This window comes from Elioraea tepida, from assembly GCF_019203965.1.
GTDB lineage: Bacteria > Pseudomonadota > Alphaproteobacteria > Acetobacterales > Acetobacteraceae > Elioraea_A > Elioraea_A tepida.
The window spans coordinates 337,422-356,081 of sequence record NZ_CP076448.1 but is presented as its reverse complement, the minus strand read 5'-3'; the positions used below and the strand labels follow the sequence as shown (position 1 = coordinate 356,081).

Below are 18,660 nucleotides of genomic sequence, written 5' to 3'. Positions count from 1 at the left end.
AGGAGTGTCCAGGATGGCATACCGCGAATTCGTCAGCCTGATCCACAAATCGACCAAGCGCGATTACCTCGCACGCGTCACGCGGTGCGACAAGGCGAAGGCAGCGGAACTCGCCGTCCAATACGGCTACGATTACTGGGACGGCAGCCGAGATACGGGATATGGCGGCTACCGATATGACGGGCGCTGGCGCAAGGTTGCGGACGCGATGCGTGACACCTATGGGCTCAGGCCGGGCATGCGCGTGCTCGATGTCGGTGCCGGCAAGGGCTTCCTGATGCACGACCTCGCCGAGAGCGTGCCCGGCCTGGAAGTAGAGGGGATCGACATCTCCTCCTACGCGATCGAGCATGCGATGGAGAGCGTTAAGGGGAAGATCCGCCACGGCACGGCAGCAAAGCTCGACTGGCCAGACAACCATTTCGACTTGGTTGTCTCGATTAATACGTTGCACAACCTATACATCTACGATCTTTTTGCTGCCCTTGCCGAGATCGAGCGGGTCTCGAAGGCGGAAAAGTTTGTGGTCGTCGAGGCGTATCGTACCGAGCGCGAAAAGGTAAACCTCATGTACTGGCAGCTCACTTGCCGCGCCTTCCATACTCCGGACGAGTGGGAGTGGATCTTCTCCAAAGCCGGCTACACGGGGGACTACGAATTCATTTTTTTTGAGTAAGTCCTGCCAAGCAAGCTGGCATGAGCGGATCCCCGAGCAGAGACGAACCGTCCCTGCAGCCCTCGCAGCGTCAGCGGTTCACAACAGGTCGCTCCGAATCCGAAGTGGTCGTGTTGACCCTCACGGCGTGATTATCCGCCGGCACGAGTAATCGACCCGGAGCAGCGGTTGAACCGGACCCGGTTCCTTGGACACTCGGTTGGGTTACGCGGCCATGGGCATGGCCGCAAGCTCGTGTTGGCGGCGTCGTGCGTGTGGGCTGAGGTGGCCGTTTTTCTCGATCAGCCATTGGGCGTTGTAGCGGGCGATGAAGGCTCGGACGGCGTCGCGGAGGTCTTCGAGGGTCTCGAAGACGCGGCCGTGGACGACCTGCTCCTTGAGTGTGCGGAAGAACCGCTCGACGACGCCGTTGGTCTGGGGCTGCCTACGAAGGCAAAGCTCGGGGTCATGCCCTAGGCTCGTGTCTGGTTCTGGAAGTCCTCGGCCATGAAGCAGCTGCCGTGATCATGGCGCAGCTGGACGCCGCGGGCGGCGTCGCGGCCGAGATGGCCGAACTGCTGGCGCACGGCCATGCCCATGGCCTGCAGCGCCTCGCGGCGCGTGCCGCGCTTGCTGACGTGCCAGCCGAGCGCCTCCGCGTTCCAGTGTTCCACCGTGGCGAAGAGCCAGACCTTGCTGTTGCGCACCGTGGCGACCTGCGTGCCGTCGATGGCCCACATCACGTTCGGCGCGTCGGTGATGATCTTCCGGTCATGGTCGTCGGCGGGGCGTGGGCGGGCGCGGTGTGGCGACAGGAGGGCGTTCTCGCGCATCAGCCGCAGCACCCGCTTGCGCGCGATGCGCAAGCCCATCCCGGACGCGCAGCCGCGCCCAGACCTTGCGATGGCCCTCGCCCGACCAGGGCGAGCGGGCGAGGTCGGCCCGGATCGCCGCCCGCAGGGCGGTGTCCGGAACCGCGGGCTTCGGCCCGCGGCGGCCGGTCGGCCGCGCGGGGGCCAAGCCCTGCGCCGCCTGCCGGGCCAGGTAGAACGATGATCGCGGCACGCCCCAGACCGCGCACACCCGCGCCACGCCGTAGGCGCGGCCGGTGGCAGGAGAGACCGACCCGGCCATCACCGCCACCGCTTCCGGGCCAAAGGGCCGGGGGACTGGCCCATCTTCGCGCGCAGGAGGTCGACCTCCATGCTGAGCTCGCCGATCCGACGCAGCGCGGCGGCCAGCTCGGGGCCCTCGCCGTCGGCCTCGCGCTCCTTGAGCGCCCCTTCCAGCGCGGCCTCGGCTCGCTCGCGCCAGCGCTCGAGCTTGAACACCGGCACGCCGATCTCGCGCGACACAAGCTCCACCGGCTCGCCCGCGATCAGGCGCAGCACCACCGCGCGCTTGCGCGCCACGCTCCAGCGCTGCCCCGGAGCGAGCGGCCCCGCCGCCGGCGCGCCGCTCAGCCCCATCACCCCGCTCCGGGGTCTCTCGTCTCGGCATCTCGGAAGCAGCCATCCTCGGGCGTCCTTCGACAAATGGATGTCCAAGGAAAAAAGGGCCAGCTCACCGCGATCGACCCGGAAGCTCGGGAGTGCGGAGAGAGTTCGCTACACTCGACTCCCCACCAGCGCCGTCATGCGAACCCTCGAGACACGGAGGACGCATGACGAGTCGTTCCACCCTGGATTGGCCCCCAATTCGACCGGACACTCGGCGTAGCCCAGAGGGCCTAGGCGCAAGCCTAGGCGTACGCCTATGTCGAAGCCCATCGAACGCGTCGAAATCATCAGCGGCCGCGAGCGCCGGAGACGCTACACTGCCCAGGAAAAGGTCCGGCTGGTCGAGCAGACCATGCAGCCCGGCATGACGGTCTCCGCCGTCGCCCGGCTGCACGGTGTCTCGCCCAGCCTGCTGTTCCAGTGGAGGCGGCGCATGACAGAGGGTGGCCAGGAGGCAATCAGGGCCGACGAAGAGGTCGTCCCCATCAGCCGCGTGCGGGAACTCGAAAACCGCGTCCGCGAACTCGAGCGCCTGCTCGGCCGCAAGACCATGGAAACCGAGATCCTGCGCGAGGCCCTCGCGCAGGCACGCCCAAAAAAACCCGCCTTGCACTTGCCCTCGCCGCCACCGGCAGGTTCCCGGTGAAGACCGTGGCCGACACCCTCGGCGTCGCCAGGTCCAACCTGGTCGAGCAACTCGCCTCCCACCCTGCCTTCCCCGCCACCAGTCAGCCAGACCGGCCCCGGCGCGGCCCCTACCGCACCGAAGACGAAACCATCCTGGCCGAGATCCGCGCCATCACCGACGCACGCCCAACCTACGGCTACCGCCGCGTCACGGCGCTGCTCAACCGCGCGCGGCGCAGCTCGGGCAAGCTACCACTCAACCACAAGCGCGTCTTTCGCCTCATGCTCCTCTCTTCCCTGCTCCTGCAGCCACAAACTGGCCGGCGCGCCATCCGCGCCCACGAGGGCACTGTCGTCGCACCCGCCTCCAACCATCGCTGGGCCTCCGACGGCTTCGAAATCCCCTGCTGGAACGGCGAGGTCGTCCGGTTCGGCCGTTCGCTCGGACCGGTGGCGCTCTGGCCTCACCCTTCGCCCTCGATACCCACGACCGCGAGGTCATGGCCTGGGCCGGCACCTCCGCCGGCGGCATCAGCGGCGAGATGATCCGTGACATGATGCTCGACTGCGTCGAACGGCGCTTCAATGCCCTGCGCGCCCCGCAACCTGTCCAGTGGCTCGCCGATAACGGCTCCCCTTACACCGCCGGCGAAACCATCGACTTCGCCACCGCCCTGAACCTCATCCCGTGCTTCACGCCCGTCCGCAGCCCCGAGAGCAACGGCGTCTGCGAGGCCTTCGTGAAGACCTTCAAGCGCGACTACGTCCGCGTGAACCCAAGGCCAGACGCCATGTCCGTCCTCCAGCGCCTGCCCAAATGGTTCGAGGACTACAACACCATCCATCCTCACAGCGGCTTGCAAATGCGCTCGCCACCTGATTTCGTCTCACAACAGTCACCAACCCATGCCGGCTGTCCGGTTTGATAGGGGCAACTCCACACCCCCACCTGCCCACCGCAGCCGGCGCCCACGTTCCCCACCATCCCGCCGGCGCAGGTGCTGCCGCGGCTCGCGGCCTTGCAGACCGCGACCACGGCGGAGCTGAAGCAGCAGTGGCGCGCACTGTTCGGCAAGGAGCCGCCGCCCTTTAACCGACCCTATCTGGTCGGCCGGCTCGCCTACCGGATCCAGAAACTCGCCTATGGCGGGCTGAAGCCGGAGACGCGGGCTCGGCTCGAGGCGCTGGGCGAGCAGCTCGACGGCGGCAACGTGGTGTTGCGCCGCATCCGTGCGGACAGCCGACCACTCCCCGGTACGCGGCTGCTGCGCGAGTGGCGGGGCGTCGAGCATGTGGTGACCGTGCGGCCGGATGACTTCGAGTACGAAGGCCGGCCATACCGTTCCCTGTCCGCAATCGCCCGCCACATCACCGGCACGCGCTGGAACGGCTGGCAATTTTTTGGCATTCGCAATCCACGGGGTGCACCGTGAGCCGGCGCAAGCTCCCCGACCTGCCGGCTTCCGTCATCCGCAAGCGCTGCGCGGTCTACACCCGAAAGAGCACCGAGGAAGGCCTCGACCGCGAGTTCAACACCCTCGACGCCCAGCGCGAAGCCTGCGAGGCGTACGTCGCCTCCCAGCGCGCCGAGGGCTGGACCCTGGTCGCCGACCGCTACGACGACGGCGGCTTCTCGGGAGGGAGCCTGGACCGCCCCGCGCTCAGGCGCCTGCTCGCCGATATCGAGCGCGATCTCGTCGACGTGGTGGTGGTCTACAAGATCGACCGCCTCTCCCGCTCGCTGATGGACTTCGCCAAGCTGGTCGAGGTGTTCGACGCCCACGAGGTCACCTTCGTCTCAGTGACACAGTCGTTCAACACGACCACCAGCATGGGCCGGCTGACGCTAAACATCCTGCTGTCCTTCGCCCAGTTCGAGCGCGAGGTGATCGGCGAGCGCATCCGCGACAAGGTCGCCGCCTCGAAGGCCAGGGGGATGTGGATGGGCGGCAAGGTGCCGCTCGGGTATCGGGTCGAGAACCGAAAGCTGATCGTCGATCAGCGCGAGGCCGCGCGGATGCGCCGGGTGTTCGAGGTGTTCGCCGAGACCGGCTCCGGCGTTGAGACCGTGCGCCGGTGTCGCGCGGAGGGGATCACCACTCGGAGAGGGCGCCCGATCGACAAGGGCGACGTGTACAAGATCCTCAACCTGCGCACCTATGTCGGCGAGGTCGCGCACCGGGGCCACGTCTACCCCGGCGAGCACGCGGCGATCGTATCGCGCGCGCTGTGGGAGCGCGTGCACGCGCTCCAGCAGGTGAGTCCGCGCGCACGCGCGAAGGCAAATCGGCCGCAGAGCCCGGCGCTGCTGAAGGGGCTGATCTTCGGCACCGACGGACGCGCGCTCTCGCCGACGCACAGCCGGAAGCGCGGGCGGCTCTACCGCTACTACGTGGCCCAGCGGGCGCTGAAGGGTGAGGCCGACGACGGCATCGTCCGGCGCGTCTCCGCCGGGGAGATCAAGGCGGCGGTGATGACGCAGCTGCGCGCCCTGCTGCGGCAGCCGGAGGTCGTGGTCGGGACGTGGGTGGCGGCGAAGGCGGAGGATCCGGACCTGACAGAAGCTGACGTGCGCGAGGCGCTCGATCGGCTCGAGCCGCTGTGGGACGAGCTGTTCCCCGCAGAGCAGCAGCGCATCGTCCGCTCGCTGGTCGAGCGCGTCACGGTCGGGCTGGATGGCGCCGAGATCCGCCTCCGCGTCGAGGGGCTCGCCAGCCTGGTGCGCGACCTCGGGCTGGTCGGTACAGAGAGAGTCGCGGCGTGACCGCGCCCACGCACATCACCGTCCGCGTGCCGCTCAGGATCCGTCGGCGGCCGGGGCGCAGGACGGTCGTCACGCCGGTGGTCTACGGGCTGCCAACGCACACCACGACGCGCGCCGATCCGGCGCTGCTCAAGGCGCTCGCCCGCGCCTTCCGCTACCAGCGCATGCTCGACGAGGGGCGCTACGCCTCGATCAGCGAGATGGCGGCCGGGGAGAGGCTCGACCGCGGCTACCTCGGACGGCTGCTGCAACTCACCCTGCTCGCGCCGGATCTCGTCGAGGCGATCGTCGAGGGGAAAAAGACGGAGGGGATGACGCTGCCGAGGCTCATGGAGCCGTTTGCGGTGGCGTGGGTGGTGCAGCGGGCCGTGCTGGCTGGGTCTCGCGACCACGCGCCGACTCTCCGCCCGCCCGCGCATCGCGGATGACAGGCCCGAGATGTCCGGGCACAGTCACGGCTCGCTGAATCGCCCCTGCGTCCGCCAGCGCGCCCCCAGGATCCACATCGAGCCCGCTGCATGAGTCACGCGTCCCTCTCCTCCCTGATCTGGTCCGTCGCCGATCTGCTCCGCGGCGACTACAAGCCCTCCGAGTACGGCCGCGTCATTCTGCCCTTCACCGTGCTGCGGCGGCTCGACTGCGTGCTCGCGCCCACCAAGGCGCAGGTGCTGGCCAAGGTCGCCGAGTGCCAGAAGCAGGGTCTCAATCCCGAGCCCTTTCTTGCTCGCATCACCGGCGTGCCTTTCGCCAACACCTGCTCGCTCGACCTCGCCCGCCTGATGGGAGACCAGGACCATATCGGGCCGAATCTCGCCGCCTATGTCCAGGGCTTCTCCGCCCGCGTTCGCGACATCTTCGAACGCCTCCGCTTCGCCGAGCAGACCGACCGGCTGTAGAAGGCCGGCCTGCTCTACCAGGTCACGGAACGCTTCATCGGCTTCGACCTCAGCCCCGCCGCCGTCAGCAACCATGACATGGGCCTCGTCTTCGAGGAGCTGATCCGCAAATTCGCGGAAATCTCCAACGAGACCGCCGGCGAGCACTTCACGCCGCGCGACGTGATCAAGCTGATGGTGAACCTGCTGTTCATCGAGGACAGCGACATCCTTACCCCCGGCACCCCGGCGGTGCGCACCATCTACGACCCGACCGCCGGTACCGGCGGCATGCTCTCGGTCGCGGCCGAACATCTGCTCGCGCACAACCCCGCTGCGCGGCTGACCATGTTCGGCCAGGAGCTGAACGACGAAAGCTACGCCATCTGCAAGGCAGACATGCTCATCAAGGGCCAGGACGTGCGCAACATCGTCCCCGGCAACACGCTCTCGGAGGATGGGCACCCGACGCAGAAGTTCGACTACATGCTCTCCAACCCGCCCTTCGGCGTGGAGTGGAAGAAGGTCGAGAAGGAGGTCCGGCGCGAGCACGAGCAAAAGGGTTTCGCGGGGCGCTTCGGCCCCGGCCTGCCGCGCATCTCGGACGGCTCGCTGCTGTTCCTTCTGCATCTGCTCTCGAAAATGCGCCCGGCGCAGGAGGGCGGCAGCCGCATCGGCATCGTGCTCAACGGCTCGCCGTTGTTCACCGGCGGCGCCGGTTCGGGCGAGAGCGAAATCCGCCGCCATGTGCTGGAAAACGACCTGTTGGAGGCGATCGTCGCGCTGCCGACCGACATGTTCTTCAACACCGGCATCGCGACCTATGTCTGGATCCTGACCAACCGCAAGCCGCCCCAACGGCGCGGTCTGGTGCAGCTCATCGACGCCTCGGCCTTCTGGCAGAAGATGCGCCGGAGCCTCGGCTCGAAGCGCAAGGAGATGGGCGAGGAGGACATCGCCGCCGTCACCCGCCTGTTCGGGGATGCGGCGGAGGCTGACCTCGCCACGATCACAGACGCCGCAGGCAAGACGAGCCGAGTCATCCTGCGCGCGGGCGAGGCGCCGCCGGCCGCGCCGGAAGGCGGGCGCGTCAAGGTCGCCCCGCTCTCGCGCCTGCTGCGCAACGAGGTGTTCGGCTATCGGCAGATCACCGTCGAGCGGCCCTTGCGCGACGAGGCGGGGCGCATCGTGCTGGGCCAGAAGGGAAAGCAGAAGGGCAAGCCGCTGCCCGACCCTGCCTTGCGCGACACGGAGAGCGTGCCGCTCGATCAGGACATCGCCGACTACATGGCGCGCGAGGTGCTGCCGCACGCCCCCGATGCCTGGGTGGACGAGGAGAAGACGAGGATCGGCTACGAGATCCCGTTCAACCGCTTCTTCTACGTCTTCGAGCCGCCGCGACCGCTGGAGGCGATCGATGCGGAACTGAGGGAGGTGACGGCGCGCATCAAGGCGATGCTGGAGGGGCTGGCGGCATGAGCCTGCCTGCCTATCCGGCCTATCGGGAGAGCGGCGTGCCGTGGCTCGGGCGCGTGCCGGCGCATTGGAACCTGACACGACTTCGCTTCATAGCGCACTTTAACCCTTCCAAGTCTGAGATCGGAAGCCTGCCGCCGGAGACCGAGGTCAGCTTCCTGCCGATGGACGCCATCGGGGACGACGGATCACTGCGGCTCGATGCAACGCGCCCGCTGAGCGCGGTGGAGCAAGGCTACACCTATTTCCGCGATGGCGACCTGCTGATCGCGAAGATTACGCCCTGCTTCGAGAACGGAAAGGGCGCGCTAGCGGCGGGGCTGCTTGGCGGCATCGGCTTCGGCACGACGGAGTTGATCGTGGTGCGCCCGCTGCCCGGCCGAGCGGTCGCAGCGTATCTGCAGTGGCTGTTCGTGGGACCCGACTTCCGCAACGCGGGGACGGCCGCGATGTATGGCGCGGGCGGCCAGAAGCGCGTGCCCGATGAGTTCGTGCGCAATTTCGTCGTGGCGGTCCCACCCCCCGCCGAGCAGCGCGCCATCGCGGCCTTCCTCGACCGCGAATGCGGCAAGATCGATGCGCTGGTGGCCGAGCAGGAGCGGCTGATCGCGCTGCTGAAGGAGAAGCGCCAGGCCGTCATCTCCCACGCCGTCACCAAGGGCCTCGACCCCTCCGCGCCGATGAAGGACTCCGGCGTGGCCTGGATCGGCCAGGTGCCGGCGGGGTGGGCAGTGCTGCCGTTCAAGCGGGTTGCACGGCTCGTCACGGAACGCGCCGCGGATCGGTCGTTTGCGGTTGGCTTGGAACACGTGGAAAGTTGGTCGGGCAGACTCATCGAGACTGAGGCCGACTTCGAAGGGGAGGGCATTTCGTTCCGCGCGGGTGACATCCTGTTCGGCAAGCTGCGCCCCTATCTGGCGAAGGCGTGGCTTGCCGACCGGCCCGGCGAGGCGGTCGGCGACTTCCATGTGATCCGGGTCCCGGCACCAAATCGGCCCGAGTTCTTTCAGCGCCTTTTGTTGTCCTCCGAGGTGATCTTGCTCATCGACGGCTCGACCTATGGCGTGAAGATGCCGCGCGCGAGCTGGGAGTTCATCCGCAACCTCCCGATCCCCCTCCCACCCCCCGCCGAACAGCGCGCCATCGCCGCCTTCCTCGACCGCGAATGCGCTAAGATCGATACCCTCATCTCTGAATCCGAACGCGCCATCGCCCTGCTCAAGGAACGCCGCGCCGCGCTGATCTCCGCCGCTGTCACCGGCAAGATCGACGTCCGCGGCCTCGTCCCCGCCGAGGAGGCCGCCGCTGCATGACCCCCCGCCCACCCCGTCGCACGCCAAGCTCCCGCCATGCCGATCTATGACGCCTCCGCCGGCACGCTGACGCCGATCCCCGCCACCAGCTTCGCCACCCTCGGGATGAAGGAGAGGGCCGACCTGCAGCGCCTCCTCGCCCACCACATCGAGGCGCTGGAAGACGGCCTGCTCGTCCTCGCCGAGGAGTTCGGCGACTGGGCCGACAGCTCCCGGCGCATCGACCTCCTCTGCCTCGACAGCAGCGCCAATCTCGTCGTCGTCGAACTCAAGCGCGACGAGAGCGGCGGCCACATGGAACTGCAGGCGCTGCGCTACGCCGCCATGGTCTCGGCCATGACCTTCGAGCAAGCGGCGCAGGCCCTTGCCCGTTACCGCAACCCGGCCGCTCCCGATCCCGCCGCAGCCAAGGCCGCCATCCTCGCCCATCTCGGCTGGACGGAACCGGACGAGGAAGCCTTCGCGCAGGAGACGCGCATCATCCTCGCCGCCGTGGATTTCGGGAAGGAGATCACCACCACCGTCCTCTGGCTGCGCGAGGGCTACGGCCTCGACATCCGCTGCATCCGCTTGAGGCCGCACCGCATGCCCGATGGGCGGCTGTTGCTCGACATCCAGCCCCTGATCCCGCTGCCGGAAGCAGCGGAGTTCCAGACGCAGATCGGCGCCAAGCAGGCGGCGGAGAGGAAGGAGCGCGGCGAACGCAGCCGGCTGCTGGAGCGCTTCTTCGCCGGGCTCATGGATAGCGCGCGAACACGCACGCCGCTTCATGCCGAGCGCACTCCGTATGTCGCTCTTGGCGTGCTCTCTCGTGCCATCGGCAAGGCCGGGGCGAGCATCAATTATGTGGTCGGGCGGCTTCAGTCCCGGGTTGAAGTTCTGTTCCAGCGTGACGATGGCAAGGACTTGCTTCGCCAGCTGTCGCAGGATCGCGCCGCGATCGAGGCCGAGTTCGGTGCCCCTCTCGTCTGGGAAGAGAAGGAAGGCGTCCGCCAATGCCGGATCTACCAGGAGATCGAAGGCGGCTATCGCTCGCCCGAGGCGGAGTGGCCGGCCATCCATCAACGCCTGGTCGACGCCATGATCCGCCTCGATGCCGCGCTTCGCCAGCGCATCGCGGCCCTGCCATGACCGACCTCCACCGCGAAGCCCGGCTGGAAGAGGCAATCTGCGCCCACCTCTCTGCCCATGGCTGGCTGTATGACCCCGGCGCCGCCGCCTGCCACGACCGCGCCCGCGGCCTGTTCACGGAGGACCTGACCGCCTGGGTGCAGGAAACCCAGCCCGAGGCTTGGCAGGCGCTCACCAAGACGCACGGCCCGGCGGCGGCGACCATGCTCGCTGACCGGCTGCGTGCGGCACTCGACAAGCAGGGCACGCTGGAGGTGCTGCGCCACGGCCTGGATGTCGTGGGGCTGCGCCGGCCGATCCAGCTCGCCCAGTTCCGCCCGGCGCTGGCGATGAACGAGGCGCTGGCCGCCCGCTACGCCGCCAACCGCCTGCGCGTGGTGCGCCAGCTTCGCTACTCGCCGCATCACGAGAACAGCCTCGACCTCGTGCTGTTCCTCAACGGTATCCCCGTCGCCACCGCCGAGCTCAAGTCGGACTACACCCAACGCGTCGAGGATGCGGTGGATCAGTACCGCTTCGACCGCCTGCCGAGGCTGCCGGGGCGGAACACGCCGGAGCCGATCCTCGCCTTTCCCGGCGGCGCGCTGGTGCATTTCGCCGTCTCCAACAGCGAGGTGCGGATGTGCACGTGCCTTGAAGGCGCGGACAGCCGCTTCCTCCCCTTCAACCGCGGCCATGAGGGGGGTGCGGGCAACCCGCCGAACCCCAACGGCGCCCCCACCGCCTATCTGTGGGAGGAGGTGTGGGAGCGCCATTCCTGGCTCGACATCCTCGGCCGCTATCTCGTGCCGGTGAAGGACGAGAAGAAGCGCCTTCAGGGCTGGATCTTCCCGCGCTTCCACCAGCTGGATGCCACCCGGAAGCTGCTCGCGGCGGTGCTGCAGGAAGGCCCAGGCGGGCGCTACCTGATCCAGCACTCGGCAGGGTCGGGCAAGACCAACTCCATCGCCTGGACGGCGCATTTCCTCGCCGACCTGCACGATTCGGCGGACCGCAAGCTGTTCGACACGGTGCTCGTGGTCTCCGATCGCAACGTTTTGGATCGGCAGTTGCGGGAGGCGGTGGAAGGTTTCGAGCGCACGCAAGGCGTGGTCGCGACCATCACCGGCGAGGGTGCCTCCAAGAGCCGCGAACTCGCTGAGGCGCTGGCCAAGGGCAAGAAGATCGTCGTCTGCACCATCCAGACCTTCCCCTTCGCGCTGGCTGAGGTGCGGCGGCTCGCGGCCACCCAGGGCAAGCGCTTCGCGGTGATCGCGGATGAGGCGCATTCCTCCCAGACAGGCCAGGCGGCGGCGAAGCTCAAGGCGACGCTTTCGGCCGAGGAGATCGCCGCGCTTGAGGATGGCGGCGAGGTGGATATGGAAGACCTGCTGGCGGCGGAGATGAAGGCCCGCGCGGCGCAGGATGCCGGCATCAGCTATGTCGCCTTCACCGCGACCCCGAAGGCGAAGACGCTCGAGCTGTTCGGCCGCCGCCCCGACCCCTCGCGCCCCGCGGGCAGGGAGAACCTGCCCGCGCCCTTCCACGTCTATTCCATGCGCCAGGCGATCGAGGAGGGGTTCATCCTCGATGTGCTGCGCAACTACACCTCCTACCGCATGGCCTTCCGCCTGACGCATGAGGGGCGCGAGCTCGACGAGCGGGAGGTGGATGCGAGCGAAGCGAAGAAGGGCATCCTGGGCTGGGTGCGGCTGCATCCCTACAACATCGCGGCAAGGGTGCGGATCGTCGTCGAGCACTTCCGACAGAATGTCGCGCATCTGCTCGGCGGCCGGGCGAAGGCGATGGTGGTCACGGCGAGCCGCAAGGAGGCCGTGCGCTGGAAGACGGCGATGGAGGCCTATATCCGCGAGCGGCGCTACCCGATCGGAGTGCTAGTCGCCTTCTCCGGCGAGGTCAGTGACCCGGAAATGGGCTCCGAGTCCTTCACCGAGGCCAACATGAACCCTGGCTTGCGCGGGCGCGACATCCGCGAGGCCTTCGCTACGCCGGAGTTCAGCCTGCTGCTCGTGGCAAATAAGTTCCAGACCGGCTTCGACCAGCCGCTGCTCTGCGCCATGTATGTCGACAAGCGCCTTGCCGGCATCCAGGCAGTGCAGACGCTCTCGCGCCTCAACCGCGCCCATCCGGGGAAGGACACCACCTACATCGTCGACTTCGTCAACGAGCCCGAGGAGATCCTGGCCGCCTTCAGGCAGTACCATGGCACTGCCGAGCTCGCCGATGTCAGCGACCCCAATGTGGTGCTGGATCTCCGCAAGAAGCTCGATGCGATGGGCCTCTACGACCGCTTCGAGGTCGAGCGCGTGGCCAAGGTGGCGGTGAAGCCGAAGGCGACGCCGGCGGATCTGGACGCCGCCATCGGGCCGGTGAGCAACCGGCTGCTGACCCGCTTCCGGCAGGCACAGCAGGCCTCGAGGGCCGGGGCGGACGGGACGAAAGCGCGCGAGGCGGCCAAGGCCGAGATGGAGGTGCTGCTGCTCTTCAAGCGCGACCTCGGCAGCTATGTGCGGCTGTACGAGTTCCTCGGGCAGATGTTCGACTACGGGAACACCGACTTCGAGAAGCTCTACCTGTTCAGCAAGATGCTGCTGCCGTTGTTGGACTATGGGCGGGAGCGGGAGGGGGTGGATCTTTCGGCGCTGCGGCTGACGCATCACCGCATGCGCGACCTCGGCCAGCAGCGGCTAAAGCTTGCCGGCGGCGAGCCCGCCGAGGGGCTGAAGCCGCCGACCGAGGTCGGCTCGGGCCAGGTGCAGGATCGGCAGAAGCAGCGGCTTGGCGAGATCATCCGCGCGCTGAACGACCTCTTCGAGGGGGAGTTGACGGATGGCGACCGGGTCGCCTTCGCTGAGAGCTTGCGGTCCAAGATGATGGAGGGCGCCACGCTGCGTGCCCAGGCTGCGGCGAACACGCGCGAGCAGTTCGGCAACTCGCCGAATCTGCGGGAGGAGCTGCTGAACGCGATCATCGCCACGATGGAGGCACACGGCAGCATGAGCCGCCAGGCGCTGAACTCGGAGGCGATTCAGGCGGGCTTGATCTCGATGCTGCTTGGTCCCGGCGCGCTGTGGGAAGCGCTGCGCACGAGCGGAGGGTCCAGGGGCCACGCGGAAGCGGGATAGGGCGATGAGCTCGGGGGCGAGTCGCCCACCTTTCGGCACCGCGCTGCGACCGCTCGGGCGGTCGAAATGCGAACTTCGGTGTCGTAACCCCAACGGAATACATTGTCAGATCAAAGCGTTAAGCTTGTAGACTAAATCGGCCCAGTATCAAGGTTCTGAGAGAATCCGCCGTCCGGAGAGCGAAAACGGCCCTCGTTCCGCCTGCGCAGTCTCAAGGTCCGCGCGCAACGGCGCGGGAAACCTGCGGCTTTCGGCGCCGGTCACCGGTCGGGAGAAGGGTTGGATACGCGGCAATTGGAGCCGGCGAAGGGATTCGAACCCTCGACCCCAACCTTGGCAAGGCTGTAGAAGCCAAGCCTTTCCAGCAGCATAGGGCGGCGCGCTCACGCAAAACCTAGCACGCGGTCAGCAAGGAAACGCAGACGATGCGTGCTGATCGCGTTCTACCAGAGTATGAGCCGGAACGGCAAGTTTCGGCACCGCTCACCGCCCTGATCCCGCCGCCGCAGACGATCCAGCGGCGCGCCTGGGAGTGCGCCTGCGACCTCGCCGCCGAGCACTCCAACACCATCAACGACGAAGCCCGCTGGCATTGGCTTCAACATATGGCGTGCCGGGGATACGAGCGGATCACCTGGCAGCAGGCGGCGCAGCTGTTCCGGCTCCATCGCCTTGTTCGCGCCCGTCTCGCCGGGGAGGCGGACCATGCCTGACGCCTCCGGCACCCCGCACCACGCCGCCGTCACCGCGCTGCGACTGGTCCTCTTCAACAACGGTTACTGCCCGATTCCGGTCCGCGGCAAGCGCCCGGTTCTCGACGGGTGGCAATCTCTTCCCGTCACGGCGGAGCGCATCGCCGCCTGGCAGCGTCTCCGCGATGCCGACAACACCGGCGTCAGGACCGACGAGGTGCGGGCCGTTGATATCGACGTGCTCGACGCCGCGCTCGCCGAGCACCTGGCCGCCGAGGCCGAGCGGGTCATCGGCGCCAACCCGCTGCGCCGCATCGGCAGGCCGCCGAAGCTGCTGATCCCCTACCGCGCCGCCGAGGCCGGTAAGAAGCTGCTGACCGGCGAATACACACTCGCCGATGGCAGCAAGGCGCAAGTGGAAATCCTCGGCTCCGGGCAACAGTTCGTAGCCTACGGCGTGCATCCGGACGCCGGCCGCGACTACGAATGGCATGGCGGCGGGCTCGACGTGGTGCCGCTTGCCGACTTGCCGCTCGCCGCGCCCGCGGCGCTGGTCGAATTCCTGGCATCGGCCGAGGCGATACTGGCCGCCGCCGGGCGCCTCACGGGCGGCCGTGGGAAGCCCGCACAGGCCGCCACGGGCTCGGCCGCATCCTCGGCACCCGCGACGCCGCCGCCACGTCCCAGCGCCCCGCCGCCGGGCGGCTGGCCGCCTCCCACGCGGGCTGCGGTAGAAGACGCGCTTCGCCACGTCCCGAACACGCATGACTGGCACGGCTGGTTCCGTATCGGCGCGGCCATCTGGGATGCGCTGGGCGACGACGGCGCCGAGCTGTTCTACGCCTGGTCCGCGCAGTCGCCGAAGCACGATCCGGCGGAGACGCGACGCAAGTGGGAGAGCTTCCGGACCTCGCCGCCGGAGGTGACGGTCGGCACGCTGTTCTGGGAGGCGCGACAGAACGGGTGGAAGCCAGCCATCCAGCGCCGTGCCGCGAAAGTGTCCGCGCCGCAGACACTTTCCGCCGCGCCGTCCGCGCCGCTCGACCTTGAGCTTTCCGAGGATGGCGTCGCCAGAATGTTCGAGGCGCAGCACGCCGACACGTTGCGCCACGTCGAGGACACCGGGCAGTGGTTGCGATGGACCGGCGCTTGCTGGCAGGCGGCGCCGCGCGGCCAGGCCTTCACCTTCGCGCGGAACCTTATCCATCGCCTGAACCGCGAGGCGGCGCACAAGATCAAGATCAGCACGGGGCGGGCCGCCTTCTGTGGCGGCGTCGAACAGGACGTCGAGCGCGGCCAGCTGGTCGGGCGTCAGCGGGGCGCGCGGCTGTGCACGCTGCTTCGGCGTCGGCTTGCGCGCGGGCTTCTGTCTGGTGTTCTTGGCGGTGGCGGACTTCTGCATGGTCGCTCTCCCTGTGTAGCGTCTGGACGTCACATAGGGCGCGAAATCCGCCACGGCGAATCTGTCGCGCAACATTGCGCACACGGCGCGGAACGCTTGCGCGGCAAGGCGTTGGCGCGGGCGTCCGAGGTGTTGCGCGCGCGCCGCGCGGACAGGAGTATGGATCCTACGCCGCGATCCGGCTCTCGGCGTCGCCTGTCACCAATACTGCTCTACCACCGCTACTCAGAACACAAGAAACAAGGTCTTACTCACGAAAAACGAACTTCATAAAGAAGAGCGCCCCAGCCCATAAGACGCCAATCGGAAACAAAATGATTTTTGCCACTAAAATCCACTCGTCTTCTGATATCCAGCGGCCAAACGGCTCAAAAACTTGAACATAACCTAAAACTACAACTGCCCAAAAAATCGGCGCTGCAAACAAAAAACGCGTCAATGGACCTGAGTCCCCAAGATAGTCCTGGACGACAACAGACAAAGTGGGTCCGACCTTAAAGCCGACAAAAGCTGTTATCAATGGGAGGACAAAAAGCTTGACTGGAACCGCAATTCTAGCTCTTCTAATTTCAAAAAGCTCCATTGTAAACTGAATAAAGTAAAAAAGCAGGAGTAGTACTAATGATCCAGCAAAGAAGCCGACAAAAGCTCCCATCATTTTGGCTGGTAAGTTCATCTCTGCATTATCCGTATGTTTGTCATGGTGTCGTTACGTAGATTATAATAACAGGACATTGAAAAGAGAGCAAGAATGTGCAGGGGTTGGCGGGGTCCAGCGCCTGCCATTCCGGCGTCTCGCGCAGCCCCTCGCGGAGAACTTGGTCAGCAGGATCCCGGCGATCACGACTCGGCCCCAACGGTTGAAATACGGTACCGGGCCGATGAGCGGTCGCGCAAGGCGAACCGTGTGAGGTGGCCCGCCTCGGGCGTGCCGCTGCGCGGCGCGCACCCCGGGCCCTCGCCGCCTCTCGCCGGGCCGGTTAAGGCGGTGCCCGCACGGGTGCCCCGCCGGAGGCGGCTTGGCCTTCCGGGGCACTCATCGCGGCGTGCCGCGATGGGACCCCGGACGGGACCGCCGGGCGGGGGCCGCTACTGGTCGGCGTCGGGCTTCGCCTGGTCCTCCTCGCGGGTCGGGTGGATCTCGAAGGGGCGCTGGCGGCGCCCGCGTGAGGCGATCAGCGCCGTGAGGTCGAGGCCGAAGTCGAGGGACTGGATCAGCGGCGCGAAGTCGGGCGGCGTGATCTTGGCGTAGTGGCTCGCCATATCGCGCCCGAGGCTGTGGCCCATCGCCATTCGAACCAGCGTCGTGTTGGTCGTCGGCTGCCGTTCGAGGGCCGTGTCGAAGGTCGTTCGCAGCGCGTGGAAGTCGTGCCGGTCGGGGATGCCGAGCTCGCGTCGCAGCACCACGAAGCGCCGCGAGAAATAGGCCTGTAGCGTATTGCGCGGCTGCGTCTTCGGCAGCTCGGGGAACAGCAGGCGCACGCCGCGCGTGCGTGCCTCCTCGGCGAAGTCGAGCAGGCCAACGCGGATGAGGTGAGAATGGATCGGCACGACGCGCCGCGCGGAGCGCGACTTCTTGCGCTGCTCGTTCGACCACGCGACGCGGATCACGGGCAGGCCGTCCATGCTCGCGATGTCGGCGGTGCGGAGCTGGAGCACCTCCTCCATCCGGAGGCCGGCATAGAGGGCAATGAGCGGCGCCCAGAACCATCCGTCCTCAATCACCACCGGGCCCGCCTCCTTGCGGCGCGTGGCGCCCTTGCAGCCGGTCCAGAGCGGCGAATCGAAGAGCGTCTGTAGCTGCGCACGCGGCCAGGCGTCGCGCCCGTTGTCGTCGTCGGCGCTGTGGCGCAGCTCGCGCTTGTCGAAGCGCAGCGCGGCGAAGGGATTCTCGCCGACGAACTCGCCCTCGGCGATGAAGCGGCGGAACGCGGAGAAGAAGAACTCCAGGTGGATGTTGATGGTCTTGGGATGCATGGGCGCCGCCAAGACCTCGGCGCGCTCGCGCGGCACGGTCGAGCCATCGGGCAGCGTGATCGTGGGATCCTTCGTCGCCGCCAGAGTGTCGCGCAGCTTCTTGACGGTCTCCATCACGGCGCGGAGATCGCCCGCTGCGGCGGCGTCGCGGTAGATCGCCGCCTGCGCCCAGGCGGCGGGCATCTTCTCCAACTGTCGCTTGAAGTCGGCGGCGTCGGTCTTGCGAATGACCGAAACGGCTCGGTCTCCAACGAGGCCTGAGAACAGCCGCACCGCTACGGCGGCCTTCTGCCGGTTCGCCGGGCTCCACCGCTTCCGCTCGGCGTGATCCGCGAACAGCGCCGAGACGCTCGGGCGCGCTGGGCCTGCATGCTCGGCGTCTGCGATCGCGCTGGGGCCGGGCCAGCCCTCGAAGGGGAAGACGGCGGGCCGCGTATGCCCGACGCGCCGCGCGCCGCCGATTTCGTGCGCCTCGGCGGCGACGCCCAGCGCCATCCGGAGGAACGCGCGGTGCCGCTCCTCCGGCTCAGGTGCGGCGCGGTTGCGGCGTCGCAGAGCTGCCTGGGTGAAGGGCCGGATCTCTTCCAGCGCGTTGCGCGTGATGGCGCCGCGCCAGTAGGTCGCCTTCTCCATCGGGTCGGCCTCGGCCTTCGCCTGCGCCTCCTCGTCGGTGTCGTCGTCGCGGATGGCGTCGGGGTCGAAGTCCTCGGCGCGGTGCAGGTGCGCGCGCTCGCTCCTCGCGATGATCCCGACGAACATCTCGCGCAGGATCTCCATCAGTTCGGCGTCTGTGGGCTGCTGTGGCTCCTGGGCGGTCATCGCAACGGCCTCGGCAAGGCTCTCCATGGCGGCGGTCGCGCGCGTCGCAAGGCGCCGCGCGAGCGCCCGGTCGCTCGTCCTCAGGGCGATCCCGAAGTGGCTGCGACCGATCCGGCTCGCTAGCGCCAGCGGCAGGCGCGCCCGCCAATAGAACCGCCCCAGCCTTGCCAATAGATGAACCCGGCCGCCCATGCCCGCGCCCTCGCGCTTGGCGGGGGCGAGGTGTCGCACTCAGGTGCGCCATTCCCGCCCGCCGCTGGATCGGCGGCCCGGAGGCCCTGGATCTGCTAAGTCCTTGTTAAGAC

At 67.7% G+C, this 18,660-nt stretch carries 16 protein-coding genes and 1 pseudogene; 12 read left to right on the top strand and 5 right to left on the bottom strand.

Going from position 1 to position 18,660, the window contains the following annotated elements; all coding sequences use genetic code 11:
* The first annotated feature begins 13 nt into the window (after nt 1-13).
* The gene (locus tag KO353_RS01705) at nt 14-676 is read left to right on the top strand and encodes a class I SAM-dependent methyltransferase (RefSeq protein ID WP_218286052.1); all 663 of its coding nucleotides are present in this window, start codon (nt 14-16) and stop codon (nt 674-676) included.
* Nucleotides 677-880: 204 nt separating this feature from the next.
* Here KO353_RS01705 and KO353_RS01700 read toward each other — a convergent pair whose 3' ends face one another.
* From KO353_RS01700 to KO353_RS01690, 3 genes are all read right to left on the bottom strand, one after another.
* Complete coding sequence (locus tag KO353_RS01700; RefSeq protein ID WP_218287221.1) at nt 881-1,171, bottom strand: integrase core domain-containing protein; 291 nt, start codon at nt 1,169-1,171, stop codon at nt 881-883.
* Complete coding sequence (locus tag KO353_RS01695; protein WP_218286051.1) at nt 1,129-1,527, bottom strand: DDE-type integrase/transposase/recombinase; 399 nt, start codon at nt 1,525-1,527, stop codon at nt 1,129-1,131. The genes KO353_RS01700 and KO353_RS01695 overlap by 43 nt, the downstream gene beginning before the upstream one ends.
* 261 nt (nt 1,528-1,788) lie before the next feature.
* Nucleotides 1,789-2,124 (bottom strand): transposase, encoded by a 336-nt coding sequence (locus KO353_RS01690; RefSeq protein ID WP_218284934.1) that lies wholly within the window; start codon nt 2,122-2,124, stop codon nt 1,789-1,791.
* 286 nt (nt 2,125-2,410) lie between these two features.
* Between KO353_RS01690 and KO353_RS01685 the strand changes: the two are divergent.
* The 11 genes and pseudogenes from KO353_RS01685 (at nt 2,411) to KO353_RS01640 (ending at nt 15,832) form a co-directional block, all read left to right on the top strand.
* Nucleotides 2,411-3,707 (top strand): annotated as a pseudogene (locus tag KO353_RS01685) (IS3 family transposase).
* A 72-nt stretch (nt 3,708-3,779) separates the two neighbouring features.
* Nucleotides 3,780-4,214, top strand: coding sequence for a DUF2924 domain-containing protein (locus KO353_RS01680; protein ID WP_235691981.1), 435 nt, complete (start codon nt 3,780-3,782; stop codon nt 4,212-4,214).
* Nucleotides 4,211-5,545: a recombinase family protein gene (locus KO353_RS01675; RefSeq protein ID WP_218286050.1), complete on the top strand. Its 1,335-nt coding sequence runs from the start codon at nt 4,211-4,213 to the stop codon at nt 5,543-5,545. The genes KO353_RS01680 and KO353_RS01675 overlap by 4 nt, the downstream gene beginning before the upstream one ends.
* Complete coding sequence (locus KO353_RS01670; RefSeq protein WP_235691980.1) at nt 5,542-5,973, top strand: hypothetical protein; 432 nt, start codon at nt 5,542-5,544, stop codon at nt 5,971-5,973. Before KO353_RS01675 ends, KO353_RS01670 begins: the two co-directional genes overlap by 4 nt.
* A gap of 90 nt (nt 5,974-6,063) precedes the next feature.
* Entirely contained in the window at nt 6,064-6,441 is a 378-nt protein-coding gene (locus KO353_RS17125; RefSeq protein ID WP_235691979.1) for a type I restriction-modification system subunit M N-terminal domain-containing protein, read from the top strand.
* A gap of 78 nt (nt 6,442-6,519) precedes the next feature.
* The gene (locus tag KO353_RS01665) at nt 6,520-7,899 is read left to right on the top strand and encodes an HsdM family class I SAM-dependent methyltransferase (protein ID WP_235691978.1); all 1,380 of its coding nucleotides are present in this window, start codon (nt 6,520-6,522) and stop codon (nt 7,897-7,899) included.
* The gene (locus KO353_RS01660; protein ID WP_218286049.1) at nt 7,896-9,209 is read left to right on the top strand and encodes a restriction endonuclease subunit S; all 1,314 of its coding nucleotides are present in this window, start codon (nt 7,896-7,898) and stop codon (nt 9,207-9,209) included. Before KO353_RS01665 ends, KO353_RS01660 begins: the two co-directional genes overlap by 4 nt.
* 36 nt (nt 9,210-9,245) lie before the next feature.
* Nucleotides 9,246-10,340: a DUF4268 domain-containing protein gene (locus tag KO353_RS01655; protein WP_218286048.1), complete on the top strand. Its 1,095-nt coding sequence runs from the start codon at nt 9,246-9,248 to the stop codon at nt 10,338-10,340.
* A complete protein-coding gene (locus tag KO353_RS01650; RefSeq protein WP_218286047.1) occupies nt 10,337-13,465 on the top strand; it encodes a type I restriction endonuclease subunit R in 3,129 nt (1,042 codons plus the stop codon). The genes KO353_RS01655 and KO353_RS01650 overlap by 4 nt, the downstream gene beginning before the upstream one ends.
* Before the next feature lie 425 nt (nt 13,466-13,890).
* Nucleotides 13,891-14,178, top strand: coding sequence for a hypothetical protein (locus tag KO353_RS01645; RefSeq protein WP_218286046.1), 288 nt, complete (start codon nt 13,891-13,893; stop codon nt 14,176-14,178).
* The gene (locus KO353_RS01640; protein WP_218286045.1) at nt 14,171-15,832 is read left to right on the top strand and encodes a PriCT-2 domain-containing protein; all 1,662 of its coding nucleotides are present in this window, start codon (nt 14,171-14,173) and stop codon (nt 15,830-15,832) included. The genes KO353_RS01645 and KO353_RS01640 overlap by 8 nt, the downstream gene beginning before the upstream one ends.
* Here KO353_RS01640 and KO353_RS01635 read toward each other — a convergent pair.
* Complete coding sequence (locus KO353_RS01635; RefSeq protein ID WP_218286044.1) at nt 15,807-16,235, bottom strand: hypothetical protein; 429 nt, start codon at nt 16,233-16,235, stop codon at nt 15,807-15,809. The two genes, KO353_RS01640 and KO353_RS01635, sit on opposite strands and share 26 nt — an antisense overlap.
* 413 nt (nt 16,236-16,648) lie before the next feature.
* Complete coding sequence (locus KO353_RS01630; protein ID WP_218286043.1) at nt 16,649-18,586, bottom strand: DUF6538 domain-containing protein; 1,938 nt, start codon at nt 18,584-18,586, stop codon at nt 16,649-16,651.
* Nucleotides 18,587-18,660 lie beyond the last annotated feature (74 nt).